We start from the raw sequence: 24,960 nt of genomic DNA on the forward strand, positions 1-24,960 counted from the left end.
AGTTTTGATAAATTAAAATAGTAAATTTAAGGAATTTTAATGACTTTTTACTTTCTTAGGCTTAAATAGCCAACCGAATATTCCTAGAATCATTCCAAAAAAGTAAGTGGTAAAGCGCCACAAAAACATCCCTAATGTTAATAGAATATTTGAATGGATAAAAGTAGAAAATAGCGTTTGAAAACTAAATTCCGCACCGCCAGATGCACCTGGAATTGGAACAATTGCCATAAACATTATAATCATAATATTCATTTGCGTAACTTCCAACCAAGAAGGAGTTAGATTTAAAGCTAGTAAAATCAAATATGGAATTGAATAGAAACACAGCAATTGACCAATAGTAAGAATACTTGCACCAATTAATTTTTTCTTTTCACGTTTTAAGTTCTGGCCTTCTGCATAAAAGGTTTCAATTTTTTCCATAGTATTTTTACGCCATTTTTCAACAGTGTTTTTATTCATAATTTTTTCTAATAAATCCATGATCCAATTAGTAGCATTTTTTGTCCAATTATAGGCAAACATAATTGCTAGGAGGAATATGATAGAACTTACATGAAGTATAAAACCAATTAGAATAAATAGCGCTAAGCCAGAAAATTTGGTTACTACCATATGAAAGCCAAAAATAATTGTTGAAACATAGGCAAACAACACACAGATTTGATAAATTATAAATTTCATTAGCAAAATAGACGTAGCACGGCCACCTTCTATTCCCATTTGAATCATGGCTACTAATTGTGAGGGTTGTCCTCCAGTAGACAAGGGAGTTATAGCATTAAAAAGTGCTTGAATAATTGGAATTCTAAAAAAAGACCATGCAGAGCGGTGGGGTTTCCCTTTTCTGTGCTCTAAAATCCATATAATAGCGGCCTCACACACATAAGACAAAATCATCACTAATAAAACTAATAGCAAAAAGCTTATATTTAACTTTTTACTTGCCCCCCATAAGGCTTTAATCGGTGTCTTTTTTAGTTCTTGCCAAATAACAAAACCACTAATTAAAAGAACAATCAGCATTCCTATAAAATGTTTTTTGTTCATTATTTAATTTGTCCTAACTTTCTACCAATTTCGTACTGTTCCATATAAAAATCATGCCAGATCTGAGCTAAATGATCTTCTGAATATTCTTGACTAGCTTTAGCAGATAAACTGCGGTATTTTTTTAATTTTTCCGGATTTGATACTAAAGATTTAATTTGAGAATTCAGCTCGTCAAAATTTTTACCTTTCATGTAGTATCCATCAATAATGGCCTGGTACAGTTCTAAATCACGCAATAAAACAGGTGTATTGCATGAAAAAGCTTCTAAAACAGACATTGGGAACAACTCATCAAAAGATGGTAGTAAAAACAAATCGGCAATATTTAAGTAACTAACTAGCTCTTCACGAGGAACAATCCCAGTAAATTTCAAATTTTTTGGTGGATTATCAATCAGTTTCTTAAAATGAGCATATCCATCAGTCATTTTGCCAAATGAAAAACCACCGGCCCAAATAAACTGAATATCTGGATTGGCTTTTGCTAATTTAGCAAAATCATCCACACCTTTTCTTTCTTGAACTTGTCCATCCCCGACAATTACAAATTTATCTAAAGGAATATTTAGCTTATTTCTAAAGGCGTTTTTCTGCACCTGACTTTGCTCATAAAATTCGCTTTTAGCCACAAAATTAGGAATATATTTTACCTTATCCTTATTAATTCCATACTTTACCAATTTATCAATAAAAATAGGATTAACTACTACTATCTGATCCATTCTCTTATAAAAATCAATCACATATTTATAAAAGATACTTTTTGCTGGTTCAGGTAACTTAACTGAACCTTCTAAAGTTTCTGGTAAAAAATGAACGTAGCCAATTTTTCTACCGCGACTAGGTAAAAAACTATTAGCAAAGTAAGTGGGATTTATTGTATGGTAATGAGTTAAATCACTTGTTCCATATTTATTAATAGTTACATAGAAATCATCTACTAATCGTGTTCTAAGTAAACGAACTAACTCTTTATACGCTGATCCCACTCCTTGTCCCTGAACCGAATCAGCCTGGGAAAACATATTAATTCTAATCATAATTTACCTCAGTTTTTTGTTTATTTTTAATAGCATCTTGATAAAAATCTTCTATTTTATGTGCAAAAGTAGCAGCCGATACATCAATTAGCTTCTTTTCCTTTATATCATCAGGGATAGTAAATTGATTTTCATTTAAATAATCAATAATTTCATTTTTCATTTCACTTTTAGTAGTGAAAGTACTCCCCAATTCTTTATTATCAAAAACATGCTCCGTATAGTCGGTACTGTATACAACACTCTTTGTTCCCGCAGCTAATGCTTCTATATAAGTCAATCCTTGTGTTTCAGTATCACTTGCAGATACAAATAAATCAGCCATTCGATAGTAGTTTCCTACATCACTATGCTCCACACTACCTGCAAAAGTTACACAGTCTTCTAATGATAGTCTTGCAACCTGATCTTTTAATGGCTGCATATCTGGACCGTCACCTGCAATAACAAATTTCACATTAGGTTCTTTTTCTAAAATTTCAGGTAATACATCTAAAATCTGATCTATCTTTTTTTCGGCCGCAACTCGACTCAAGGTAAGGATAACTTTATCCTCTGAGCTAAGCCCTAATTCTTTCCGAACATCACGACGCGGATTTTCATTAATAGCAGTTAAATCAACACCAGTCGGAATTACTCTCATTGGAATTGTAACCCCATAACGTGTTAATGTTTCTTTAACACGTTCACTTGGGGCAACGACACCATCCATTTTGTGAAGATAAGCCTTAGTAATTTGTTTAACATGATACGGCTTTAACAAATGGCCATTCAATACATAATGTAGATAGTCTTCATACATAGTATGGTAAGTATGAATAGCGGGAATATCTAACGAATGCGCAACATATTTTCCTATCATGCCCATCCCAAATTCAGTTTGAGTATGTACAATATCTAGTTTCACTTCTTTAGCAATCTTGGTTGCTTGAAAAAGCCCACGAACTGGAATTCTTCTATCAGTAAAGGAAACAAAAGGCACGCTGCTAACTCGAAAAATATTTGGCTCAATAGTTCCCTTGCCTAAGTGAGGATCAGTCGTAGTAAAAATAAAAACTGAATGTCCGTCTTTCTCAAGAGCATTCTTCAAAGTTTGAATTGAAGTGGCCACCCCAGAAAGCTGAGGGAAATATGTATCGGTAAATAACCCAATATTCATGTAAAATACCTCCATTAAAGAACATTATAAAGTTAGTAGAAAGGAGTTGCAATTTTGGATAAAAAAAAGACGTGAGAATTAACTCACGTCTTTTTGCCAGAATGTCTGAATAAATAGCGGTGATCGGGGTCGAACCGATACGTCCCAGGGGACACCAGATTTTGAGTCTGACGCGTCTGCCAATTCCGCCACACCGCCATAAATGAAATTAATCAGGAAATTCAGGCGAAGGCGGTGATCGGATTTGAACCGATGATTAGGGTTTTGCAGACCCGTGCCTTACCACTTGGCTACACCGCCAACCTCTGATCATTAACAAATTGGGATAGTTGGATTCGAACCAACGCATGATGAAGTCAAAGTCCATTGCCTTACCGCTTGGCTATATCCCAATGTTAGGGCGGAATGTGGGGATCGAACCCACGCATGCCGGATCCACAAACCGGTGTGTTAACCACTTCACCAATTCCGCCATAATATTAAAAACAGGGATAGTAGGAATTGAACCCACACTAGCGGTTTTGGAGACCGATGTACTACCTTTATACGATATCCCTATTTAAATGGAGGCCAGTGGATTCGAACCACCGAACTCAGAGAGAGCGGTTTTACAGACCGCCGCGTTTAGCCACTTCGCTAGGCCTCCAGAATGGCGCGAGACGGAATCGAACCGCCGACACAAGGAGCTTCAATCCTTTGCTCTACCAACTGAGCTATCGAGCCATTTACGGTCCCTACCGGATTCGGACCGGTGATCTCCTCCGTGACAGGGAGGCGTGATAACCACTACACTAAGGGACCATATTGCGGGAACAGGATTTGAACCTGTGACCTTCGGGTTATGAGCCCGACGAGCTACCAGACTGCTCCATCCCGCGATGATTAAGGAGGATGTGGGATTCGGACCCACGCGCGGGCAGAACCCGCCTGACGGTTTTCAAGACCGTTCCCTTCAGCCGGACTTGGGTAATCCTCCGATATACCATCTTTAAATATGGTAATGACCCGTACGAGATTTGAACTCATGTTACCGCCGTGAAAGGGCGGTGTCTTAACCACTTGACCAACGGGTCATACGTTTTTAACGTACTTATTAATCATACCTGACTTGGAAAGTGATGTCAAGAAGTTTTTTCAAAAACTTTTTTGACGCTTTGCTTTGTGTTACTCTCCGCATCAGCAATAACTATATTACTAAAAACATTCCGATGATGCAACCCCTAATTTAAACTTTTTTTCTTTTATTGCATTTTCTTATCTTTCTACCCTTATAAGGTGCTAAACTATGCTATATGGAGGTATTTTTATGTCCAAAGAAAAATGTATTATCGATAATAAAAACAGTCAAAAACTTATAAAATTAGCCGATGGAAAATCAATTTGTGAAAATCATGCTAAATTAACCCCATGGCAAAAAGAGGAACTGATTGAAAAGGATGCGAATCAGGTTAATGCTTATATCGCAAAAGTAACCAATGAGCATTTGTCAAAATATGGATTAAAAGACACAGAAAAATCTTATAAACCACTTCTTCATACTGCAGCAGAAAGTGATTTGATGGAAAATATTTCTCCAAATGAAACAATAAAAATTCAAAATTGGATCTTAATCAAACAAAATAACGAAATTATTAATCTACTTAAAAAAATTAACGCTAAAAATTAGTAGTTTATCGTTCTATATCTATAACATTCGCTTTGACTCAAGCGAATGTTTTTTTGTTAAATAGCTATTTTATAAATAATCTCTTTCATGCTCTATAAGCCTATTTTGATTTTTAGTTAAGGGATATACCCAGTAGAGCCATAAAAAGCTATTTAGACGCGTATTTAGTAGATTTTACAACAACTAAAATAGTGTATTGGCATATGGTACTCACGATCAATAAAAGGCCATTTTAATTTTGAAAATAAAGATGCCAAGCCTTAAAGTCCTTCTTCAATAGATTCTTTCAAGTTTACTGGGATTGGGGGGGGATTGCCCTCTTTTAACAAAAAAGTTTATCAATGGCAATTTTTATAAGACCTACTTAGCTAAACTTATTCAGCTTGCTTATCATTATACTTCTAACATGCAATTTATCACTGCTGATGCTAATAAGCTTATTACCATCAAGCTTATTCTTTGCAATAACTGCCTTAAAAGATCTATGACTCATTCATTCCATATTAATAAATAGAGTCAACATATCTAATGTATTTAGCGCAAAGCATTGTCAAGTCCTATAGAAGATCGTTCTAGGATAAATGACTATCTTCCTAAAGACTTGTTTCCGATGAATTTAAGGGCATGCACCAGGAATTCTACTTATCTGCTATCCTATCGTTTTTCCAAATGTTCAGATTTTTATTGATCCTTTTCATCTTACTCAAATGCTTATCAGCATTTGCAATAGATTAAGAATTCAAACTATGGAACAAAAAAAGCACATTGGCATATCACCAATGTGCTTTCATTCAAAGCGGAGATTGAGAGATTCGAACCCTCGCGCCGGTATAAACCGACCTACACCCTTAGCAGGGGCGCCTCTTCAGCCACTTGAGTAAATCTCCAATGGGCCTAAATGGACTTGAACCATCGACCTCACGCTTATCAGGCGTGCGCTCTAACCAGCTGAGCTATAGGCCCCTTTTCCTTTGAAGCGGGTAACGAGAATCGGACTCGCGACTAAAGCTTGGAAGGCTTTCGTTTTACCACTAAACTATACCCGCAACTTTTTTGCTTCCTTAATGGCGCGAGACGGAATCGAACCGCCGACACAAGGAGCTTCAATCCTTTGCTCTACCAACTGAGCTATCGAGCCATTACGGTCCCTACCGGATTCGGACCGGTGATCTCCTCCGTGACAGGGAGGCGTGATAACCCCTACACCAAGGGACCATATTGCGGGAACAGGATTTGAACCTATGACCTTCGGGTTATGAGCCCGACGAGCTACCAGACTGCTCCATCCCGCGATGTTTTTATATAAAAAAAGCCAAGATCCTATGGACCTTGTAGGACTCGAACCTACGACCCGACGGTTATGAGCCGTCTGCTCTAACCAACTGAGCTAAAGGTCCAAGCTTACCTCTATAGCGGCGGGGGGGATCGAACCCTCGACCTCCCGGGTATGAACCGGACGCTCTAGCCAGCTGAGCTACACCGCCATCCTGTAACTTCCTTTTTATTAAGCTACAATCGGGAAGACAGGATTCGAACCTGCGACCCCCTGGTCCCAAACCAGGTGCTCTACCAAACTGAGCCACTTCCCGAAGTGTGCACCCTGAAGGATTTGAACCTTCAACCTTCTGATTCGTAGTCAGACACTCTATCCAGTTGCGCTAAGGGTGCATCATTATATGCCGAGGACCGGAATCGAACCGGTACGGTTGTCACCAACCGCGGGATTTTAAGTCCCGTGCGTCTGCCAGTTCCGCCACCCCGGCATGATAATGATAAGCGGAAGACGGGATTCGAACCCGCGACCCCCACCATGGCAAGGTGATGTTCTACCACTGAACTACTTCCGCATTTTTTATTCAATTTTAATGCCGATTAAAGGACTCGAACCTTCGACCCCCTGTTTACAAGACAGATGCTCTACCAACTGAGCTAAATCGGCATGGTACGGGTGGTGGGACTTGAACCCACACGTCCGAAAACACTAGAACCTAAATCTAGCGCGTCTGCCAATTCCGCCACACCCGCTTGAGTTTTTCTGGGCCAATGAGTCGTGGCAGGCTCGAACTGCCGACCCTCTGATTAAAAGTCAGATGCTCTACCAACTGAGCTAACGACTCAATGGAGGATACAGGGCTCGAACCTGTGACCTCCTGCTTGTAAGGCAGATGCTCTCCCAGCTGAGCTAATCCTCCATTAGCACGGCGACTGCCTACCCTCGCAGGCAGTTTCCCACCAACTACTCTCGGCGTTAAGAAGCTTAACTTCTGTGTTCGGCATGGGAACAGGTGTATCCTTCTTGCCATCGCCACCGTACTCTTTCTGAGCTTTTACACTCAAAACTGAATATAATCTCTTGCTTTAAAAACCTTTGAGCTTTGGTCAAGTGCTCGACTGATTAGTACTAGTCCGCTCTACATATCACTATGCTTCCACTCCTAGCCTATCTACCTCATCGTCTTTAAGGTGTCTTACTGCTTGCGCATCGGAAATCTCATCTTGAGGGGGGCTTCGCACTTAGATGCTTTCAGCGCTTATCCCTTCCATACATAGCTACCCAGCGATGCCTTTGGCAAGACAACTGGTACACCAGCGGTATGTCCATCCCGGTCCTCTCGTACTAAGGACAGCTCCTCTCAAATTTCCTACGCCCACGACGGATAGGGACCGAACTGTCTCACGACGTTCTGAACCCAGCTCGCGTGCCGCTTTAATGGGCGAACAGCCCAACCCTTGGGACCGACTTCAGCCCCAGGATGCGACGAGCCGACATCGAGGTGCCAAACCTCCCCGTCGATGTGAACTCTTGGGGGAGATAAGCCTGTTATCCCCAGGGTAGCTTTTATCCGTTGAGTGATGGCCTTTCCATGCAGTACCACCAGATCACTAAGCCCGACTTTCGTCCCTGCTCGAGGTGTACCTCTCGCAGTCAAGCTCCCTTATACCTTTACACTCTGCGAATGATTTCCAACCATTCTGAGGGAACCTTTGGGCGCCTCCGTTACATTTTAGGAGGCGACCGCCCCAGTCAAACTGCCCACCTGACACTGTCCTCCAGAACGCTCAGCTCTGCGAGTTAGAGGATCCATCAAACAAGGGTAGTATCCCAACATTGCCTCCGGTAAGACTAGCGTCCTACTTTCTCTGGCTCCTACCTATCCTGTACATGTTTAACAAATACTCAATATCAAGCTACAGTAAAGCTCCATGGGGTCTTTCCGTCCTGTCGCGGGTAACCCGCATCTTCACGGGTATTATAATTTCACCGAGTCTCTCGTTGAGACAGTGCCCAAATCATTACACCTTTCGTGCAGGTCGGAACTTACCCGACAAGGAATTTCGCTACCTTAGGACCGTTATAGTTACGGCCGCCGTTTACTGGGGCTTCAATTCAAACCTTCGCTTACGCTAAGCTCTCCTCTTAACCTTCCAGCACCGGGCAGGTGTCAGCACCTATACGTCATCTTACGATTTTGCAGATACCTGTGTTTTTGATAAACAGTTGTTTGGGCCTATTCACTGCGGCTGATATTTTACTATCAGCACCCCTTCTCCCGAAGTTACGGGGTCATTTTGCCGAGTTCCTTAACGAGAGTTCTCTCGCTCACCTGAGTGTTCTCCACTCGACTACCTGTGTCGGTTTGCGGTACGGGTAAAATTGCTCTGGCTAGAAGCTTTTCTTGGCAGTGTGACATCATGACCTTCGCTACTTTTATTTCGCTCCGCGTCACAGCTTGAAATCTAAAGACAAGCATTTGACTCATCTTTTTTCTTACTGCTTGCACATGTATTTCCAGCAACATGCGTCATTAGCCTCCTGCGTCCCTCCTTTGCTCATATCGAACAATTTCAGTACAGGAATCTCTACCTGTTGTCCATCGGCTACGCCTCTCGGCCTTACCTTAGGTCCCGACTTACCCTGGGCGGACGAGCCTGCCCCAGGAAACCTTAGTCTTTCGGCGGATAGGATTCTCACCTATCTTTCGCTACTCATACCGGCATTCTCACTTCTAAGCGCTCCATTAGTCCTCTCGATCTAACTTCGCCGCACTTAGAACGCTCTCCTACCACGCATATAATATATGCATCCACAGTTTCGGTACTATGCTTAGCCCCGGTACATTTTCGGCGCAGCGTCACTCGACTAGTGAGCTATTACGCACTCTTTAAATGGTGGCTGCTTCTAAGCCAACATCCTAGTTGTCTACGCAACTCCACATCCTTTTCCACTTAGCATAGATTTGGGGACCTTAACTGGTGATCTGGGCTGTTTCCCTTTCGACTACGGATCTTATCACTCGCAGTCTGACTCCCGTGCATTGATATCTGGCATTCGGAGTTTATCTGGATTCAGTAACCCCTGACGGGCCCCTAGTCCAAACAGCGCTCTACCTCCATTATCATTCACACGAGGCTAGCCCTAAAGCTATTTCGGAGAGAACCAGCTATCTCCAAGTTCGTTTGGAATTTCACCGCTACCCACAACTCATCCCCGCGATTTTTAACTCACGTGGGTTCGGTCCTCCAGCGTGTTTTACCACGCCTTCAACCTGGTCATGGGTAGGTCACTTGGTTTCGGGTCTACGTCATGATACTCTTTCGCCCTATTCAGACTCGCTTTCGCTCCGGCTCCGTCTTTTCTGACTTAACCTTGCACCATAACGTAACTCGCCGGTTCATTCTACAAAAGGCACGCCATTACACTTTAATGTGCTTTGACTACTTGTAGGCACACGGTTTCAGGTTCTCTTTCACTCCCCTTCCGGGGTTCTTTTCACCTTTCCCTCACGGTACTGGTTCACTATCGGTCACTAGTTAGTATTTAGCCTTGCGAGATGGTCCTCGCGGTTTCAATCGGGATTCCTCGTGTCCCGACCTACTCAGGATCCTGCTAAGTCTCTCCGCAATTTCGCTTACGGGGCTCTCACCCTCTCTGGCTTATCTTTCCAGATAATTCTGCTATCGCTTCAAGTACTACATCGCAGTCCTACAACCCCAACTGGCAAGCCAGCTGGTTTGGGCTCTTTCCTGTTCGCTCGCCGCTACTTGGGAAATCGATTTTTCTTTCTCTTCCTGCAGCTACTTAGATGTTTCAGTTCACTGCGTCTTCCTTCATTAACCTTAACAGCTAATGATAATACCTCGCGGTATTGGGTTCCCCCATTCGGATATCTCCGGATCATTGCTTACTTACTGCTCCCCGAAGCCTTTCGTGGTTCGTCACGTCCTTCATCGGCTTCTAGTGCCTAGGCATTCACCATGCGCCCTTTTCTACTTGACCTATTTTCAAGTTGAGTTTCTCTCTCTTCTCGGTCGCTCTTCAATCTGTTCTTTTCGATTGTCTCGGTTTTTTTGCTTTCGATTATATTCAGTTTTCAATGTACTAACTCTTGAGGTATTACCCTCAAAACTAAACAAAGTTTCTCAGTGTGCTTCCGCTTGGCTTTCTCGATGACTTCTCTTTAGTGCTCTCGCACTCTCCATCATCTTTCGCCTTCCTTAGAAAGGAGGTGATCCAGCCGCAGGTTCTCCTACGGCTACCTTGTTACGACTTCACCCTAATCATCTGTCCTACCTTAGACGGCTGACTCCTATAAAGGTTATCCCACCGGCTTTGGGTGTTACAGACTCTCATGGTGTGACGGGCGGTGTGTACAAGGCCCGGGAACGTATTCACCGCGGCGTGCTGATCCGCGATTACTAGCGATTCCAGCTTCGTGTAGGCGAGTTGCAGCCTACAGTCCGAACTGAGAACGGCTTTAAGAGATCCGCTTGCCTTCGCAGGTTCGCTTCTCGTTGTACCGTCCATTGTAGCACGTGTGTAGCCCAGGTCATAAGGGGCATGATGACTTGACGTCATCCCCACCTTCCTCCGGTTTGTCACCGGCAGTCTCATTAGAGTGCCCAACTTAATGATGGCAACTAATGACAAGGGTTGCGCTCGTTGCGGGACTTAACCCAACATCTCACGACACGAGCTGACGACAGCCATGCACCACCTGTCTCAGCGTCCCCGAAGGGAACACCTAATCTCTTAGGTTTGCACTGGATGTCAAGACCTGGTAAGGTTCTTCGCGTTGCTTCGAATTAAACCACATGCTCCACCGCTTGTGCGGGCCCCCGTCAATTCCTTTGAGTTTCAACCTTGCGGTCGTACTCCCCAGGCGGAGTGCTTAATGCGTTAGCTGCAGCACTGAGAGGCGGAAACCTCCCAACACTTAGCACTCATCGTTTACGGCATGGACTACCAGGGTATCTAATCCTGTTCGCTACCCATGCTTTCGAGCCTCAGCGTCAGTTGCAGACCAGAGAGCCGCCTTCGCCACTGGTGTTCTTCCATATATCTACGCATTCCACCGCTACACATGGAGTTCCACTCTCCTCTTCTGCACTCAAGTTCAACAGTTTCTGATGCAATTCTCCGGTTGAGCCGAAGGCTTTCACATCAGACTTATTGAACCGCCTGCACTCGCTTTACGCCCAATAAATCCGGACAACGCTTGCCACCTACGTATTACCGCGGCTGCTGGCACGTAGTTAGCCGTGACTTTCTAAGTAATTACCGTCAAATAAAGGCCAGTTACTACCTCTATCTTTCTTCACTACCAACAGAGCTTTACGAGCCGAAACCCTTCTTCACTCACGCGGCGTTGCTCCATCAGACTTGCGTCCATTGTGGAAGATTCCCTACTGCTGCCTCCCGTAGGAGTTTGGGCCGTGTCTCAGTCCCAATGTGGCCGATCAGTCTCTCAACTCGGCTATGCATCATTGCCTTGGTAAGCCGTTACCTTACCAACTAGCTAATGCACCGCAGGTCCATCCAAGAGTGATAGCAGAACCATCTTTCAAACTCTAGACATGCGTCTAGTGTTGTTATCCGGTATTAGCATCTGTTTCCAGGTGTTATCCCAGTCTCTTGGGCAGGTTACCCACGTGTTACTCACCCGTCCGCCGCTCGCTTGTATCTAGTTTCATTTAGTGCAAGCACTAAAATCATCTAGGCAAGCTCGCTCGACTTGCATGTATTAGGCACGCCGCCAGCGTTCGTCCTGAGCCAGGATCAAACTCTCATTTTCCTTTTTGAAAATGAGCTTTTTATCGTTTAGCTCTAAAACTTTCTTTGAGTTATCTCAAATTTATTGCTTGCGAATTGACTTCGCTTTTGTTTGGGATTTTTATTTATCCCGCACACTTTCAGCGAAACTTTGTTCAGTTTTCAAGGTACTACCGTTGTCATGTGACAACTTTTATATTATATCATGTCTTTTGATCTTTGACAAGAACTTTTTAATCTTTCTCATCTCTCTCAAATGACAGCTTTATAATATTATCATCTTTTCCCTGCTTTGACAAGATCTTTTTTAACCTTTTTATTGGCTCTTTTTGCTCTTGCCTCAAACAGCATGTATTACTTTACAGACTTTTTTCCTTTTCGTCAACCCTTTTCTGTTAAAATTTAGCATTATTTTTTTAGAGTGCTAATAAATCAACTTTATACTTATATAGTAGACAATAAAAATACCGGTATTCTCTCGTCTCTCAGAGATTAGAACACCGGTATTTTTATTGATTAAATTCTATTCACCAAATTTTGGCTCTTTAGTAATTACCTTCATCCCATGCATATATGGTTGTAATGCTTCTGGAACATTCACAGTTCCATCTTCGTTTTGATAATTTTCTAAAATAGCAGCAACAGTTCTACCAACAGCCAAACCTGAACCATTCAAAGTATGTGCTAGGTGAAGTTTACCGTTTTCATCACGGTAGCGGATTAAGCTACGACGAGCTTGGAAGTCAGTACAGTTTGAACAACTTGAAATTTCACGATACTTATCTTGTGCTGGCATCCATACTTCGAGATCGTAAGTCTTGGCACTAGTAAAACTTGCATCCCCAGTTGAAAGTGCAACAACATGATATGGCAAGCCAAGTTTTTGAAGTAAATGTTCAGCATTATGAGTTAATTTTTCTAATTCATCCCATGAACTATCCTCATCAACAACTTTTACCATTTCAACTTTTCTAAATTCGTGCATTCTGATTAATCCACGAGTATCACGTCCAGCAGAACCAGCTTCACTTCTAAATGCTGGAGAAAATGCAGTAACGTTAATTGGTAATTGCTTTGCATCTAAGATCTTACCACGGAAGTAGTTAACTAATGGAACTTCTGCAGTTGGAATTAAAGTTAAATCACGTGGCTTATCAGGATCGTCGTTATCAACAATTGTATAAACATCTTCAGTAAATTTAGGGAATTGACCAGTTCCTTGCATAGAAGCGTCATTTACTAAGTATGGTGGAATCACTTCAGTGTAGCCATCCTTAGTATTTTCATCTAAGAAGAAGTTTGAAACTGCACGTTCAAGCAGTGCACCAGCACCTTTATAGTAAACAAAACGAGCGCCAGAAACTTTAGCAGCAGTATCCCAGTCTAAAATATTTAATTCAGTACCAATTTCCCAGTGAGGTTTTGGCTCAAAATCAAATTTTGTTGGTTCGTTCCACTTGCGAACTTCTTCATTGTAGCTTTCATCTGGTCCAATTGGATCTGAATCAGCTGGGAAGTTAGGTAAACGAAGCAAAATATAATTTTGTTTTTGAGTGAGTTCTTCTACTTCTTTATCTAATTCCTTAATTTCTTTACCTACTTCACGCATTGCTTTAATTGCATCACTTGCATCTTCTTTATTGCGCTTAGCTTGTGCAATTTGATCAGACACTTCATTACGCTTTTGCTTTAATTGTTCACTCTTAGTTAAAGCTTCACGTCTTTGCTTATCAATAGCTACTAATTCATCTAATTCTTCTGGCTTAATACCACGTGTAGCTAACTTTTTCTTTGACCAATCTAAATTCTCTCGAATTACCTTTATGTCTAACATATTTCCTCCTTAAAAATAAAAAAAGTCGATTCATCCCTATTACTGGGACGAATCGACTTACACGGTTCGCGGTACCACCCACATTTGGTTAAAAATACCACACTCAAAAAAGCGATAACGGTGCTAGCCGTGTAGAATTACCTACCCACATTCGAAATCTGGAAACGACTTTTTTACTCATTCACACCAACCATGAGCTCTCTGAAATTAGTCTTGGGATTTCATGTTTATTTGCATTATATCATGCCAATCCTGCGGTGTTAACAAATAATATTTTTCTTGATAATTAAAAAGTGAAGAAACCATTGAGTAATCGGTTGTATAGACATACCTAAATCCTAGCTTTTTCAATAATTTCTGCGAATTTTTATTAGAAACAAAAGTCCCCGCCCAAATTTGATTTTGATGTAATTTTTCAAAAGCAAAATTAATTACTAGAGTCAAAGCTTCTGTCATTAATCCTTGATGCCAATAATCTTTATCTAATAAAAAACCTAAATCTTTTGTCATCAAAAGTCCATTATATTGATCTAAACCGCGTTCATATAATTCTACTAAGCCCACTAAACGATTATTCTCTTTTAATTCTATCCCATAACTATATGGTCTTCTTTGATACTGAAGAACGCTTCTTTGAGCAGCAGCCAAATCTTCTAAATATTGATAGCCTGCGCTCTTATGATACACACTATCTTGGCCCCACCTAAGCAGAATAGGTGCGTCTTTTGATTCAATTTTTCTTAAAATAATCCTTTTAGTTTCTAGCATTACTTGCCCACTAACTTTACTAACCATTTTGCACCATAGACTAAGCCTAAACTATAAGCTGCAATTGTCCAAGGTTTACCTAACAAAATTATCCATACATAGGTTGAAAATTTCATCTCAGTTAATCCGGCAATCATACATAAAATATCGTCAGGAGCCATCGGGGCAATAATACACAGGGCAAAGAACCAATTGAATTTCTTCTGATTTGCCGTCCACTTCATATATTTTTCATACGTTTTTTCAGAAACTAAATGCAAGATGAATGGTCTTCCATAATGTCTTGCCAAAAAGAACAAAATAATTGATCCCAGACAAATCCCAACATAGTTATAAATAAAGCCCCAAATTGGTCCAAAAAAGATTACGCCACCTAGCAGTGAAACTCCACCCGGAATGATCGGAATTACAACCTGAATTATCTGAATCAATGTAAAAATTAGGGGACCGATAATTTGCTTGTTTGCTAAGTAAGCCTTCATCTTTTCCTGACTTGTAAAAATACCTAGCCTATACCAATAAATGCTCAGCAAAATCAAGATAATTGTAGTGACAATGGTCAAAATATTGATTAGTTTACGACTCGTTTTAGTAGACATTTTTCTGCCCTCCTTGGTATGTTAAATTAATGATAACAAAAACAAGGCAAAATAGGCGCCTTAACCTATGAAATAAACTTAAATATAGAACAAATTAAGATATGACTTATCATTTGAATTTATTCTATAATGTTAGTATGTTATAAAATAACTAAGAGGCTTAATTATGGTTGTTATAAAAAAGATATAATTTACGATGAAAATAACAATTTAAAAACAGATATTTATTTTCCAAATGACACAAATTCGCAGACGAAAATTTTGATTTTTTGGCATGGTGGCGGTTGGTTCGCTGGCTCAAAAAATGATGTAAAAGATCTAGGCGTAAAATTAGCAAATGCCGGCTTTATGACCCTAATTCCTGATTATCGTTTGGCACCTGCCTTTACCTATCCCGCTGCTCATCAAGATAGCAAAAAGTTTGTAGAATGGCTCTTAGATTCTAATTATACCGATGATGATGATCAGCAAAACATTGTCCAAATTGGTGCTAGTGTTGGAGGAACTTTAGCCTTATATACTGCTGGGTTATATGGATTTCCAACTGTAACTTGGTCAGCTTCTGTAGATTTCTCAAGCTGGATGCAAACTCATCAAAATGTAGTTCCATCCAGATATGGTGCAAATGAGTTAAAATTAACTAATTTACATGATATTTTTGAATCATTTTATAAGTTTTTTGTGTTAACTTACGCTGGAAAAGACAACCAATCTATCTTAAGACAAATGGATGCTGAAAGTTATGACCTTAATCATTTAGGCAGATTAAAAATGATTAACTCTGCTCACGAATTAGTCCCATTATCTGGCGTCTTAAAATTTGTCGACTTTTTAGCTAACAACGATCATGAGGTTGAATTATTAGTCATTAAAGGACATCGTCATGCAATGGATTATGCCAAAGATTATATTGACGAATCTTTAGATTTTCTATTTCAGACTATTAAGGAGAGAAAGAATGATTAATATTAACAAATTTATTTCTGTTCGCAAAAAATTAGGTTTATCTCAGACTGAATTATGTAATGGTATTTGTACACAATCTACATTAAGTAAATTTGAAAATAATGGTCGTATTCCTTCTCTAAAAATTTTGAATAATCTTTGCGACCGAATGAATATTAACGTAGCAGATATTATGGATGTGGATTCCAATAAAAAAACATTCCACAAATTATTTGAGGCAGATTTTGCAGTTATTCAACTCGACTTTCCGAAAGTTGCTCAGATTTTAAGTAGCGTTAATAAAGATGAATTAATGCGGCAGGAAGATATTCTTCACTATTATTACTTGCGAGGATTATTAGCCTTAAATCTAGATCATGCTGAAACTGATGCTTTGTACTACTTCAATTCTATTCTAGATACAAAGTTATCAAAACAACATAAAATTTATCATCTGCTTGCACTTAAAGGATGCAGTCAAGTTTATGATTTACAACATGACTTACATAAGGCTCGCCACTATTATGACCTCATTATATCTTCAATCGCCCCTATTCAACTAGAAAATGAGGACTCTTTATTACAATTTCTCTCTATTCTTTGTAATAGTGGTGAATTTTATGGTCGCAGCAAGGACTATAAACAATCTGATAAACTATTAAAAATGGGATATGATCTATGTAAAAAGCGTCATGTTATTTATTTTGCCGGTCGCATCCTTTATCAATTAGCTCAAAATAATATTGCAGAAAATGGGACAGACCAAGAAACTACTCAGTATTTAAACGATTCTGCTGCTTTTGCTCGACTTAATAATGACCATGTCCTACTTGAAAAAATTAGCAAACTAGCATAAATTAAACCACTTCTTCCTATATCTTACAAAAAAGAAGTGGTTTTTATATGCAGTAAAAAGGAAAGCGCTTTATAATATAAATATATTGAAAAGAGGGAATTTTATGTCTAAATACGAATCAATTAATCCATATACAAACCAATTAATTAAAAGTTACCCTAATGCTACTCACGAAGAAATTGAGCAGGCTTTGACTGCTGGTGAAAAACTATACCTAACATGGCATTCACAATTACCTGCAACGAGAAGTGAACTGCTCCATAAGATAGCTGACAATTTTAAAAAGCATCGTGAAGAAATGGCAAAAACGATGACTTTAGAAATGGGAAAATTATATCGAGAATCGCTCGAAGAAGTAGATTTATGCATAAATATTTGTAACTACTATGCCGAAAAAGCTCCTAAACTGCTCGAACCTACACCTTTAGAAACCAATTTAGGCACGGCTTATTATTTAAAGCAATCCACAGGAATTATTATGGCTTGCGAGCCTTGGAACTTTCCACTCTATCAAGTAATCAGAGTCTTCGCACCTAACTTCATGGTTGGAAATCCAATTATTCTTAAACATGCCCATAATGTACCTGCTTCAGCACAATTAACTGAAAAAATTATCACAGAAGCTGGAGCTCCAAAAGCAAGTTTGCAAAACTTATTTTTATCTTATGACCAAATTGGGGATGTAATTGCTGATAAACGTGTTCAAGGGGTTGCCGTTACTGGTTCAGAACGTGGTGGAAGCAGCGTTGCCGAAGCAGCCGGTAAAAATATTAAAAAATCAACAATGGAATTAGGCGGAAATGATCCCTTTATTGTTTTAGCAGATGCTGATTCTATGGTATTAAAGAATGTATTAAGTGACGCTAGAACTTACAACTGTGGTCAAGTCTGCACTTCTTCTAAACGAATTATTGTTGTCGAATCACGCTATGATGAAGTAATGAAGTTTCTACACCATACTTTTTCTAACCTTAAACCAGGTAATCCATTGGATGAAAACACAAGTCTTGCACCAATGAATTCCCAAAAGGCTGCTGATAAATTAGCCGCACAAGTCAAAAAAGGAATTGAGCACGGAGCAGAAGTTGCTTACCAATATCCAGAAATTCACAGTACTGGTGCCTTCTTCCGCCCAATGATCTTAACCAATATTGATCAACACAATCCATTATTTGATGAAGAACTATTTGGACCAGTGGCTGAAGTCTTTAAAGTAAAAGATGAAGAAGAAGCCATTGCCTTAGCAAACAATTCAAGTTTTGGCCTAGGCTCAAGCGTTATTTCTGAAAATAAGGTACATGCACAAGAAGTTGCTAGTGAAATTGAAACTGGTATGACAGTTATTAACGGTCGCTGGATCACAGCTCCAGAATTACCATTTGGTGGTGTTAAGAAATCCGGCTATGGCCGTGAATTAAGCGAACTTGGCTTGATGTCATTTGTAAATGAACATTTAGTTATTGACGTTTCAAAATAAACTTAGACTCTAAATATACAAAAAAAGAATTGGGCTATATGACCCAATTCTTTTTTAATTTTGTCTCATACTGCGGAAAGCAACTACAGTTAAAAGAATGCTTGACACAAACAATAAGTATGTAGAAACACCAAAGGAAATTGCATTTGCAACAATTCTCTGAATTTCAACACTATTTGCGGCTGCATTATTTGTAATACCTAAGGAAGATCCAGCATTCATAAAGATTAGTTCCACAGCACAAACTACTAAAACAATCGATTCAATTAAAGATAGGAAAAAGACAATCCTCTTATTATTTCTGCCGTTCTTTATCGTTAAAATGATAATTGCAATAGGCACTCCAACTAAAAGAAGCCACATCCCATATCCAATAAAGATATATTTACCGTTAAATCTGCCAATTGAAAGCAACGCCTTAGAAATAGATAAGGCTTGATAGCCCTGCATCATTCCAGATGAAAATGGACCACTAAAAACTAGCAATAGATTTAAAACAGCAATTAAAACTACTCCTAATTGAGTTGCAGTTCTCTTTTGTTTAACAACCTTTTTTATAGCATCAGGATCACGACCCAATTTACTGTCTATCTTTTGGCGACGTGCTTTTACTTTACTTTCCCCTTCTTCAAAAGAATTAACTACATCTGAACCAACCTTATTAACATGTTCAGTTAGTCGCTGGTCAACTGTATATTGTTCTGTAGTCTTTCCCTTATTTTTATCGCAGACAATGAAAAGCCAGATCAATAAAACAAAGAAGCAGGACCATCCTAAAGATGGAGAAAAACTTGTCAAAATCAAAAGAATAATTCCAACAATAAAAACAATCATTGAATTTACTTGAATCCAATTAATCATTGTCGCAATGGTAGAATTTTGTTTTTTTGGCTCAATTTTTTTAGTTGATCTACTTCCCCTATTTAATTGATTACCATCATTTTCTTCATTACGTGTTGCTTTCTGTTCTTGTCCCGTAAAAAATTCTTTTCTAAATTTTTCTAAATCAAAGTTACAATTAGGGCACTTTTTATCTGTAGATTTTACATCTTCTCCACAATTTGGACACTTCATAATTATTCCCTCATCAACTTTTTTAGCCTATTATATCATTTAAATTAATTAAACAAAAAAGAGAGAAAGAGCTATTCCGCCCTTTCTCTCTTTTTAGATGCCATACTGACTAACCACCAAGCCATAATAAATAAAATCGCTACTCCAATTAAGGCACCTGCTAATTTTTTAAAATCGCCATTAAAAATTGCATCCCCACCAAATGCATAAATAAATGAAGTAGGAAACATCCCTACAATTACCATTAACAAAAATCTATTAACAGGTGTACCTAATCTGACCGCGGTATAATCTACTAACACACTTGGAATAACAGGAACCATAAATCCTAAAGTCATCCCTAAACTTGGATGCTTCTGATTCATCAACCAATTAAGAAGTTTATTTTTCTTAAAATTATGCGAAAAACTGACTCTCTTAATTAAACTTGCCACAATACAATTTCCAATAATATTACCACACCAATTAATAGCTAAGCCAATCCAAGGTCCGTAACAAAGTCCCGCTAAAATACAGAAAACAGAATTTGACATGCCAGGAATGGCGTTTAGAACAGTTATTAGTCCTAATAAAAATAAACTATCCCTCACCTCATGTTGCCGAATTAGATAAAGTAGTTTTGTCTTTGTATGACTGTCTGGATGCATAAGAACATCAATCTCGGGGCGATAGTCACGGTAAAGTAAGTAGAGTAAAATCCCTGCTACTAAAATTCCGCAAAAAATCAATATTACTTTTCTCAATTTTTTTGTCATAATTTCACTCATCTATTTCAATTATTAGTAGTCGTCATTTATATTTTTTCACTATTTAATTCAATAAGCAAAAGCGATTAGTACTCATCAAATCCTATCTTTATCGTATTATAATAAGATAAATAAAGCTATTTAAAGGAGAAAATTTTTATGACAGCCAAACTTATTTTTAGCGATATCGATGGAACACTAATTACGTCTGACGACGATGTTTCACCTGCTACTATCAACGCAATTCGAAAACAAATTATAGCTGGCAACCTCTTCATTCCTGTCTCTGCTCGCATGCCAAAAGGAATTATGAATGTTGTAGATAAAATCACTAATTTTTGTCCAATCATCGCTTATAATGGGGCCTTAGTCTTAGATGAAATGGGGCGCCCTCTTAATTCACAATATTTTGATGCTGCAAAAGCAGTTAAGTTAATCAATGAAGTAAAATCTATTAAAAATTCAGATCTCGCTTGGAATGTCTATAGTGGCTATAATTGGTTTTCATCACTTGAGAAAAGCCCTTTGGTAGAAAAAGAAGAAAAAATAGTTGGCGTTAAATCTCTTCCTGTTTCGATAGATCAAATAAAAGATTTAAAAGGAGTTCACAAAATGTTAATTATTGGAGATCCCGACACTCTCAATGAACTTCTACCTACTCTCCAACAAAAGTTTTCAGATTTATCTTTTGTCAAATCTGCTCCTCATCTTTTAGAAATTATTCCTAAAGGAGTCAATAAAGGAAAGGCAGTTGAAATTGTTCTTGATAGTTTTGCTGTCGATAAAAGTAATGCCTGGGCTTTTGGTGATAATTATAATGACGAGGCAATGCTAAGAGCAGTAGGTCATCCTTTTTTAATGGAGAATGCACCTGAGGATTTTAAAAATAAAGTTAATTTCCCCATTACCTTAGATAATGACCATGATGGAATTGCAGCTGTTTTAAATAAAATATCTAATTAACTTAATTATAAAGAAAAAAGATTGAAGTTTAATCCTTAATCATAAAGGAGTAACTTCAATCTTTTATTTTTTGAATGCTAAATTTTATTCAGCATCTTTTTTATTCTTTTTTCTACCTAAGCCTTCGTATGTAATCTTCATTGCCGCAGACATATTGATTGGAAGTAAGAATACCAAGAGTAATAATCCAATATCCACACATAATGCAACTTCAATTAAAGTTGGTACACCAGATGGGATTAAGGCTGCGAAAGTACCACCAAGGATAATAGCAGCTGAAATTACGACAGTTCCGATTATGTCACAAGCTTGAAGCATCTTCTCACTTGTAGTCCAACTTGGATTTACTTCTCCCAATTCACGATAACGCATCATCAAGAAGATTGAGTAGTCAACACCTAAGGCAACAATCATGATGAAGCTGAAGAATGGAGTATTCCAAGCCAATAATGATCTACCTAATAAAGCGTGAACTAACCATTGGTTAATAGATAGAGAAGTTAAGTAGGCAATTACTAAAGTACCTAAGATAAATAGTGGTTGCAATACTGATCTAGTAACAAAGATCAAAGCAATTCCAATACCTACTAACATGATGATTGCAGTTCTTAAGAAGTCACTACTTGCAGTTTCTTGAGTATCGTAAATCTTTTCAGATTGTCCACCCATAGCAATAGTTGAACCAGCTAGACTAGTTCCTTTAACTGACTTCTTAACCATGTTGCTGAGCTCATGAGCCTTCTTTGCCCCTTCAGTTGAAGCAGGGTTTAATTTCAAAATAATGATAATCTTAGTAGACTTCAAGTCAGAACTCATGTAGTTATCAAGAGCTGGTTTGAAAGTTGATGAATGAATCATCTTAGCCGGGATGTAGAAAGTCTTACCTGCAGCTGAATCTGCTAAGCCAGTTAAGTATTCTTGACCAGCACCTAATCCGCTATTTACTTTATCAATTCCAGCAGTAATCTTCGGATTATTCGATGCAATTTGACCTGCACCATTTGCTAATTGGCTTGCACCGCCATTAAGTTGACCAATACCATTTGCTAATTGACCTGCACCGCCGTTAAGTTGACCAATACCATTTGCTAATTGATTAGTTCCGCTTAATCCAGCTTGTAAGCCAGTGTTTAATTGACCTGCACCGCTTGCTAATTGACCTGCACCATTTGCAAGTTGACTAGAACCAGCTACACCTGCTTGCAGACCACTTGCAAGTTGGCCTGCTCCACTGTTTAAGCGAGCTGCGCCTGAATTGATTTGGCTTGCACCATTTGCACTTGCTGAAACAGCAGTTTGAATTTGATTCAATTGGGAAGTTAGTTCATCAATTTGACTATTTGTACTTTGTGACATCTGTGCTGAAGCACCACTCAGTCCAGAAGTGGCTGACTTCAACTCTACGAGTAAGCCTTGCATTTGTTCAATATCGTCTAAAGCTTTACTTGCTGCCTTAATTTTACCACCAGCTACTGCCGCATTGTGCAAATCGCCAGCAATGCTTGTAATTGCATCTTTTTGTTGCTTAACTTGTGTTTGCACTTGCTCTTGAGCTTGTTTTTCAACAAGAGGCAATATTGTCTTTAATGCTTTTTGAGCATCCTCATCACTAAGTCCTTGTGCTTTCAAAGCAGCTAAGTATGTGCTTGTATCAACATTTAAATTACCAGCTTGTGCCGATTGCCCAGATAATTGAGACATGGTTGATACTGCATGGTTTAAACTACTATCTAAATCATTGGCAGCCTGCTTACTTTCAGCAATAGTATTTGAACTTGGTAAAGTAATTCCTTGGACAACGTTATTTAGGTCAGATAATTTACTCTGAAGTAGTTCTAAAGATCCCTTCATCCTCTCTATTTTTTTGCTAGAATCAGGAATCTTTTGATTCAATTGTGAATTTAATTGATTCAAGCCATTTGCAAGTTGGCCAGTACCGTCTTTCAAGTTTGCAGTGCCAGTTTGTAAACTTGCAGCACCATTAGCTAACTTAATCGTACCATTTTCAAGTTGTACCGCACCTTGTTGTAAGTTCAAAGTACCACTCTCTAAACGACCAGCACCAGTTGCTAATTGTATAGTACCAGCTCTAAGTGTTTCAGCACCATTTTGTAGACGTGTAGTACCACTTAACAATTGATTTGCACCAGTTTGCAGACGACCAGTACCATTAGAAAGTTGATTTGCACCGTTCTGTAATTGAACAGCACCATTGGTTATTTGCTTGCTACCGTTACTCAAAGTGCCTAAACCATTTCTGGCTGTATTAACACCTGAATTAACAGTTCCTAACTGATTATCAACGTAAAGACGTTTAATAGATTTACCATTTGGTTCAGTTACTGATGAAGCAAATTTTACATCTGGATCAGCTTGAATTTTCTTAACAATCTGATCAATTTCTTTCAAGCTCTTTTCGTTATCGAGCTTATGACCACTTTGAATATATAAGGTTGAATATTCTGGCGTACCTTCAGAGAAATGATCTTGCAATAAAAGTAGACCAGCCTTGGAAGGAGTAGAGTCAGAAATTTCATCTGCATCGTTATAGTTCAAGTTATTTGAGTAGAACAAGCAGAATGGTAAAACTACAACCGCCATCACAACTAAGTAAACAATTGGATGAGCTAAACTTCCCTTAGAAAGAGCGTGCCATAACTTAGAATTACTTTCGCCTTCAAAGTTCTTAACTGGCCAGAATAGTTTCTTACCTAAAACGGCCATAAAGAATGGGTTCAAAGTCAAAAGTACAACTAATAACACAGCAACACCAACAGCAACACCAACAGCTGATTGGTAAATTGAGAACTTAGCTAATCCTAAAGCACTAAATCCAATTAAAATTGAAGATCCAGAATAAAGAATTGTCTTACCAGCTTTACGCAATGCATCATTTGTCGCATCCTGATTCGACATCCCCTTACTCAAGTTTTCTTTAAACTTGTCATACAGCAGGATATTGTAGTCAGTACCAATACCAAACAAAACAATAACCATGAAGACTTGAGTAAAGTTTGAAAATGGAAAGTTAAATTTCTCTACTAAATTAGTAACAATTGAGAATGAAGTAATAAATGAAACTCCAACTGTCAATAATGAAATTATTGGCACAATTGGCGACTTAAATACAATTACTAAAACGATGAAAATAAAGAAGATAGTAATTAATTCAGTCTTTTTAATACCTTCCTGAACTGAAGCAGAGAAATCATCTTCAAGAATTCTAACCCCAGTTACATAAGTTCTAACCCCAGGCGTTTTAACTGCTTTAGTTAAGGCCTTGTTAACGTTAGACACAGTTGAATGATCATTTGCAATATTTAATTGCACAATTTCAGTCGTCTTATCTTTTGAAATCAATTGTGCTTTTGTAGCATAGTTATCATTCGGAGTCATCATGGACTTAATACCAAGCTTTTTCTTGTTATCCTTTAAAAAGCGAATGGTATCGTCTATTTTCTCCTTATCACTTGAGGTTAGCTTTCCATGTTTTTTATTAAAAACAACCCCTACAACATAGGTATTATCTTGCCCATGCCCCCACTTACTTTCAATGTTCGTGGCAATAGAACTTTGAACATCTTCAGGAAGTGAAATTTCCGAATGTTGACGCGTTAAAGCATCTACATCTGGCAATGAAAAGACTGCAATCAACAAAATTGCAATCCATGCTACCAAAGCACCAAGATGGTTTTTCAGTAATTTCATGTACTACTTTCCTTTCCC

Annotated in this window: 14 protein-coding genes, 27 tRNA genes and 3 rRNA genes; 5 read left to right on the plus strand and 39 right to left on the minus strand. The window is 38.8% G+C overall.

The features are described from left to right. Positions 1-36: 36 nt before the first annotated feature. From QM512_RS06870 to QM512_RS06935, 14 genes are all read right to left on the minus strand, one after another. The gene (locus tag QM512_RS06870; RefSeq protein WP_282805014.1) at positions 37-1,053 is read right to left on the minus strand and encodes a lysylphosphatidylglycerol synthase transmembrane domain-containing protein; all 1,017 of its coding nucleotides are present in this window, start codon (positions 1,051-1,053) and stop codon (positions 37-39) included. Continuing rightward, on the minus strand, positions 1,053-2,096 hold the full coding sequence (locus QM512_RS06875; RefSeq protein WP_282805015.1) for a glycosyltransferase family 4 protein: 1,044 nt from the start codon (positions 2,094-2,096) through the stop codon (positions 1,053-1,055). Before QM512_RS06875 ends, QM512_RS06870 begins: the two co-directional genes overlap by 1 nt. Next, positions 2,089-3,255, minus strand: a complete 1,167-nt coding sequence (locus QM512_RS06880) for a glycosyltransferase family 4 protein (RefSeq protein ID WP_282805016.1) — start codon at positions 3,253-3,255, stop codon at positions 2,089-2,091. Before QM512_RS06880 ends, QM512_RS06875 begins: the two co-directional genes overlap by 8 nt. A 114-nt stretch (positions 3,256-3,369) precedes the next feature. Further along, positions 3,370-3,453, minus strand: a tRNA-Leu gene (locus QM512_RS06885). A 31-nt stretch (positions 3,454-3,484) separates the two neighbouring features. Next, positions 3,485-3,555 (minus strand) — tRNA-Cys (locus QM512_RS06890). A gap of 20 nt (positions 3,556-3,575) precedes the next feature. Continuing rightward, positions 3,576-3,647 (minus strand) — tRNA-Gln (locus tag QM512_RS06895). Between the two features lie 7 nt (positions 3,648-3,654). Further along, positions 3,655-3,727 (minus strand) — tRNA-His (locus tag QM512_RS06900). 14 nt (positions 3,728-3,741) lie between these two features. Next, positions 3,742-3,812: transfer RNA gene (locus QM512_RS06905), tRNA-Trp, on the minus strand. Positions 3,813-3,819: 7 nt separating this feature from the next. Next, positions 3,820-3,901: transfer RNA gene (locus QM512_RS06910), tRNA-Tyr, on the minus strand. A gap of 4 nt (positions 3,902-3,905) precedes the next feature. Further along, a tRNA-Phe gene (locus QM512_RS06915) sits at positions 3,906-3,978 on the minus strand. A gap of 5 nt (positions 3,979-3,983) precedes the next feature. Continuing rightward, a tRNA-Asp gene (locus tag QM512_RS06920) sits at positions 3,984-4,056 on the minus strand. 3 nt (positions 4,057-4,059) lie between these two features. Beyond that, a tRNA-Met gene (locus QM512_RS06925) sits at positions 4,060-4,133 on the minus strand. 7 nt (positions 4,134-4,140) lie between these two features. Then, positions 4,141-4,231 (minus strand) — tRNA-Ser (locus QM512_RS06930). 25 nt (positions 4,232-4,256) lie between these two features. Further along, positions 4,257-4,328, minus strand: a tRNA-Glu gene (locus tag QM512_RS06935). A 233-nt stretch (positions 4,329-4,561) separates the two neighbouring features. Between QM512_RS06935 and QM512_RS06940 the strand changes: the two genes are divergently transcribed. Continuing rightward, entirely contained in the window at positions 4,562-4,921 is a 360-nt protein-coding gene (locus QM512_RS06940) for a hypothetical protein (protein WP_282805017.1), read from the plus strand. A gap of 797 nt (positions 4,922-5,718) precedes the next feature. Here the strand turns inward: QM512_RS06940 and QM512_RS06950 are convergent. The 22 genes from QM512_RS06950 to QM512_RS07055 all read right to left on the minus strand — a co-directional run bounded on the left by QM512_RS06950 (position 5,719) and on the right by QM512_RS07055 (position 15,173). After that, positions 5,719-5,808: transfer RNA gene (locus QM512_RS06950), tRNA-Ser, on the minus strand. Positions 5,809-5,810: 2 nt separating this feature from the next. Continuing rightward, a tRNA-Ile gene (locus tag QM512_RS06955) sits at positions 5,811-5,884 on the minus strand. Between the two features lie 12 nt (positions 5,885-5,896). Then, a tRNA-Gly gene (locus QM512_RS06960) sits at positions 5,897-5,967 on the minus strand. Positions 5,968-5,986: 19 nt separating this feature from the next. Then, positions 5,987-6,059: transfer RNA gene (locus tag QM512_RS06965), tRNA-Phe, on the minus strand. Positions 6,060-6,063: 4 nt separating this feature from the next. Beyond that, a tRNA-Asp gene (locus QM512_RS06970) sits at positions 6,064-6,136 on the minus strand. 3 nt (positions 6,137-6,139) lie between these two features. Beyond that, positions 6,140-6,213, minus strand: a tRNA-Met gene (locus tag QM512_RS06975). Positions 6,214-6,244: 31 nt separating this feature from the next. Next, a tRNA-Ile gene (locus QM512_RS06980) sits at positions 6,245-6,318 on the minus strand. Positions 6,319-6,331: 13 nt separating this feature from the next. Then, a tRNA-Met gene (locus tag QM512_RS06985) sits at positions 6,332-6,405 on the minus strand. A gap of 31 nt (positions 6,406-6,436) precedes the next feature. Then, positions 6,437-6,510, minus strand: a tRNA-Pro gene (locus QM512_RS06990). Between the two features lie 5 nt (positions 6,511-6,515). Beyond that, positions 6,516-6,589: transfer RNA gene (locus QM512_RS06995), tRNA-Arg, on the minus strand. A 9-nt stretch (positions 6,590-6,598) separates the two neighbouring features. Then, positions 6,599-6,684, minus strand: a tRNA-Leu gene (locus tag QM512_RS07000). Positions 6,685-6,696: 12 nt separating this feature from the next. Next, positions 6,697-6,768: transfer RNA gene (locus QM512_RS07005), tRNA-Gly, on the minus strand. Positions 6,769-6,787: 19 nt separating this feature from the next. Next, positions 6,788-6,860 (minus strand) — tRNA-Thr (locus QM512_RS07010). A 1-nt stretch (position 6,861) separates the two neighbouring features. After that, positions 6,862-6,946 (minus strand) — tRNA-Leu (locus tag QM512_RS07015). A 19-nt stretch (positions 6,947-6,965) separates the two neighbouring features. Continuing rightward, a tRNA-Lys gene (locus QM512_RS07020) sits at positions 6,966-7,038 on the minus strand. Between the two features lie 2 nt (positions 7,039-7,040). Then, positions 7,041-7,113 (minus strand) — tRNA-Val (locus tag QM512_RS07025). A 4-nt stretch (positions 7,114-7,117) separates the two neighbouring features. Continuing rightward, positions 7,118-7,234, minus strand: a 5S ribosomal RNA gene (gene rrf, locus QM512_RS07030). A 62-nt stretch (positions 7,235-7,296) separates the two neighbouring features. After that, positions 7,297-10,199: ribosomal RNA gene (locus QM512_RS07035) — 23S ribosomal RNA — on the minus strand. Between the two features lie 222 nt (positions 10,200-10,421). After that, a 16S ribosomal RNA gene (locus tag QM512_RS07040) occupies positions 10,422-11,994 on the minus strand. Together the 16S, 23S and 5S rRNA genes with 16 tRNA genes alongside form the textbook arrangement of a ribosomal RNA operon. Before the next feature lie 501 nt (positions 11,995-12,495). Beyond that, the gene (gene serS, locus QM512_RS07045) at positions 12,496-13,806 is read right to left on the minus strand and encodes a serine--tRNA ligase (protein WP_282805018.1); all 1,311 of its coding nucleotides are present in this window, start codon (positions 13,804-13,806) and stop codon (positions 12,496-12,498) included. 207 nt (positions 13,807-14,013) lie between these two features. After that, a complete protein-coding gene (locus tag QM512_RS07050) occupies positions 14,014-14,574 on the minus strand; it encodes a GNAT family N-acetyltransferase (protein ID WP_282805019.1) in 561 nt (186 codons plus the stop codon). Then, on the minus strand, positions 14,574-15,173 hold the full coding sequence (locus QM512_RS07055) for a TVP38/TMEM64 family protein (protein ID WP_282805020.1): 600 nt from the start codon (positions 15,171-15,173) through the stop codon (positions 14,574-14,576). Before QM512_RS07055 ends, QM512_RS07050 begins: the two co-directional genes overlap by 1 nt. Positions 15,174-15,302: 129 nt before the next feature. Here QM512_RS07055 and QM512_RS07060 point away from each other — a divergent pair, with 129 nt between their 5' ends. From QM512_RS07060 to QM512_RS07070, 3 genes are all read left to right on the plus strand, one after another. After that, on the plus strand, positions 15,303-16,139 hold the full coding sequence (locus QM512_RS07060) for an alpha/beta hydrolase (protein WP_282805021.1): 837 nt from the start codon (positions 15,303-15,305) through the stop codon (positions 16,137-16,139). Then, positions 16,132-16,974 (plus strand): helix-turn-helix domain-containing protein, encoded by an 843-nt coding sequence (locus QM512_RS07065; protein ID WP_282805022.1) that lies wholly within the window; start codon positions 16,132-16,134, stop codon positions 16,972-16,974. Before QM512_RS07060 ends, QM512_RS07065 begins: the two co-directional genes overlap by 8 nt. A 103-nt stretch (positions 16,975-17,077) precedes the next feature. Then, the gene (locus tag QM512_RS07070; RefSeq protein ID WP_282805023.1) at positions 17,078-18,451 is read left to right on the plus strand and encodes an NAD-dependent succinate-semialdehyde dehydrogenase; all 1,374 of its coding nucleotides are present in this window, start codon (positions 17,078-17,080) and stop codon (positions 18,449-18,451) included. Positions 18,452-18,505: 54 nt separating this feature from the next. On the opposite strand, the gene QM512_RS07075 is transcribed toward QM512_RS07070, so the two are convergent. Continuing rightward, the gene (locus QM512_RS07075) at positions 18,506-19,525 is read right to left on the minus strand and encodes a zinc ribbon domain-containing protein (protein WP_282805024.1); all 1,020 of its coding nucleotides are present in this window, start codon (positions 19,523-19,525) and stop codon (positions 18,506-18,508) included. 71 nt (positions 19,526-19,596) lie between these two features. Next, positions 19,597-20,280 carry a TVP38/TMEM64 family protein gene (locus QM512_RS07080; RefSeq protein WP_282805025.1) on the minus strand — a complete coding sequence of 228 codons (684 nt, stop codon included), beginning with the start codon at positions 20,278-20,280 and terminating at the stop codon, positions 19,597-19,599. A 150-nt stretch (positions 20,281-20,430) separates the two neighbouring features. Between QM512_RS07080 and QM512_RS07085 the strand changes: the two genes are divergently transcribed. Continuing rightward, positions 20,431-21,234, plus strand: a complete 804-nt coding sequence (locus tag QM512_RS07085; protein ID WP_282805026.1) for a Cof-type HAD-IIB family hydrolase — start codon at positions 20,431-20,433, stop codon at positions 21,232-21,234. Between the two features lie 84 nt (positions 21,235-21,318). Here QM512_RS07085 and QM512_RS07090 read toward each other — a convergent pair whose 3' ends face one another. Further along, complete coding sequence (locus QM512_RS07090; RefSeq protein ID WP_282805027.1) at positions 21,319-24,942, minus strand: MMPL family transporter; 3,624 nt, start codon at positions 24,940-24,942, stop codon at positions 21,319-21,321. Positions 24,943-24,960: the final 18 nt, after the last annotated feature.

Source organism: Lactobacillus isalae, from assembly GCF_947539375.1.
In the GTDB taxonomy this organism is placed as follows: domain Bacteria; phylum Bacillota; class Bacilli; order Lactobacillales; family Lactobacillaceae; genus Lactobacillus; species Lactobacillus isalae.

What these genes read in the sequence shown, in the direction of transcription:
- QM512_RS06870 (WP_282805014.1), bottom strand. Translation starts at nt 1,053, where the DNA reads ATGAACAAAAAACATTTTATAGGAATGCTGATTGTTCTTTTAATTAGT.
- QM512_RS06875 (WP_282805015.1), bottom strand. Translation starts at nt 2,096, where the DNA reads ATGATTAGAATTAATATGTTTTCCCAGGCTGATTCGGTTCAGGGACAA.
- QM512_RS06880 (WP_282805016.1), bottom strand. Translation starts at nt 3,255, where the DNA reads ATGAATATTGGGTTATTTACCGATACATATTTCCCTCAGCTTTCTGGG.
- QM512_RS06940 (WP_282805017.1), top strand. Translation starts at nt 4,562, where the DNA reads ATGTCCAAAGAAAAATGTATTATCGATAATAAAAACAGTCAAAAACTT.
- serS (WP_282805018.1), bottom strand. Translation starts at nt 13,806, where the DNA reads ATGTTAGACATAAAGGTAATTCGAGAGAATTTAGATTGGTCAAAGAAA.
- QM512_RS07050 (WP_282805019.1), bottom strand. Translation starts at nt 14,574, where the DNA reads ATGCTAGAAACTAAAAGGATTATTTTAAGAAAAATTGAATCAAAAGAC.
- QM512_RS07055 (WP_282805020.1), bottom strand. Translation starts at nt 15,173, where the DNA reads ATGTCTACTAAAACGAGTCGTAAACTAATCAATATTTTGACCATTGTC.
- QM512_RS07060 (WP_282805021.1), top strand. Translation starts at nt 15,303, where the DNA reads ATGTTAGTATGTTATAAAATAACTAAGAGGCTTAATTATGGTTGTTAT.
- QM512_RS07065 (WP_282805022.1), top strand. Translation starts at nt 16,132, where the DNA reads ATGATTAATATTAACAAATTTATTTCTGTTCGCAAAAAATTAGGTTTA.
- QM512_RS07070 (WP_282805023.1), top strand. Translation starts at nt 17,078, where the DNA reads ATGTCTAAATACGAATCAATTAATCCATATACAAACCAATTAATTAAA.
- QM512_RS07075 (WP_282805024.1), bottom strand. Translation starts at nt 19,525, where the DNA reads ATGAAGTGTCCAAATTGTGGAGAAGATGTAAAATCTACAGATAAAAAG.
- QM512_RS07080 (WP_282805025.1), bottom strand. Translation starts at nt 20,280, where the DNA reads ATGACAAAAAAATTGAGAAAAGTAATATTGATTTTTTGCGGAATTTTA.
- QM512_RS07085 (WP_282805026.1), top strand. Translation starts at nt 20,431, where the DNA reads ATGACAGCCAAACTTATTTTTAGCGATATCGATGGAACACTAATTACG.
- QM512_RS07090 (WP_282805027.1), bottom strand. Translation starts at nt 24,942, where the DNA reads ATGAAATTACTGAAAAACCATCTTGGTGCTTTGGTAGCATGGATTGCA.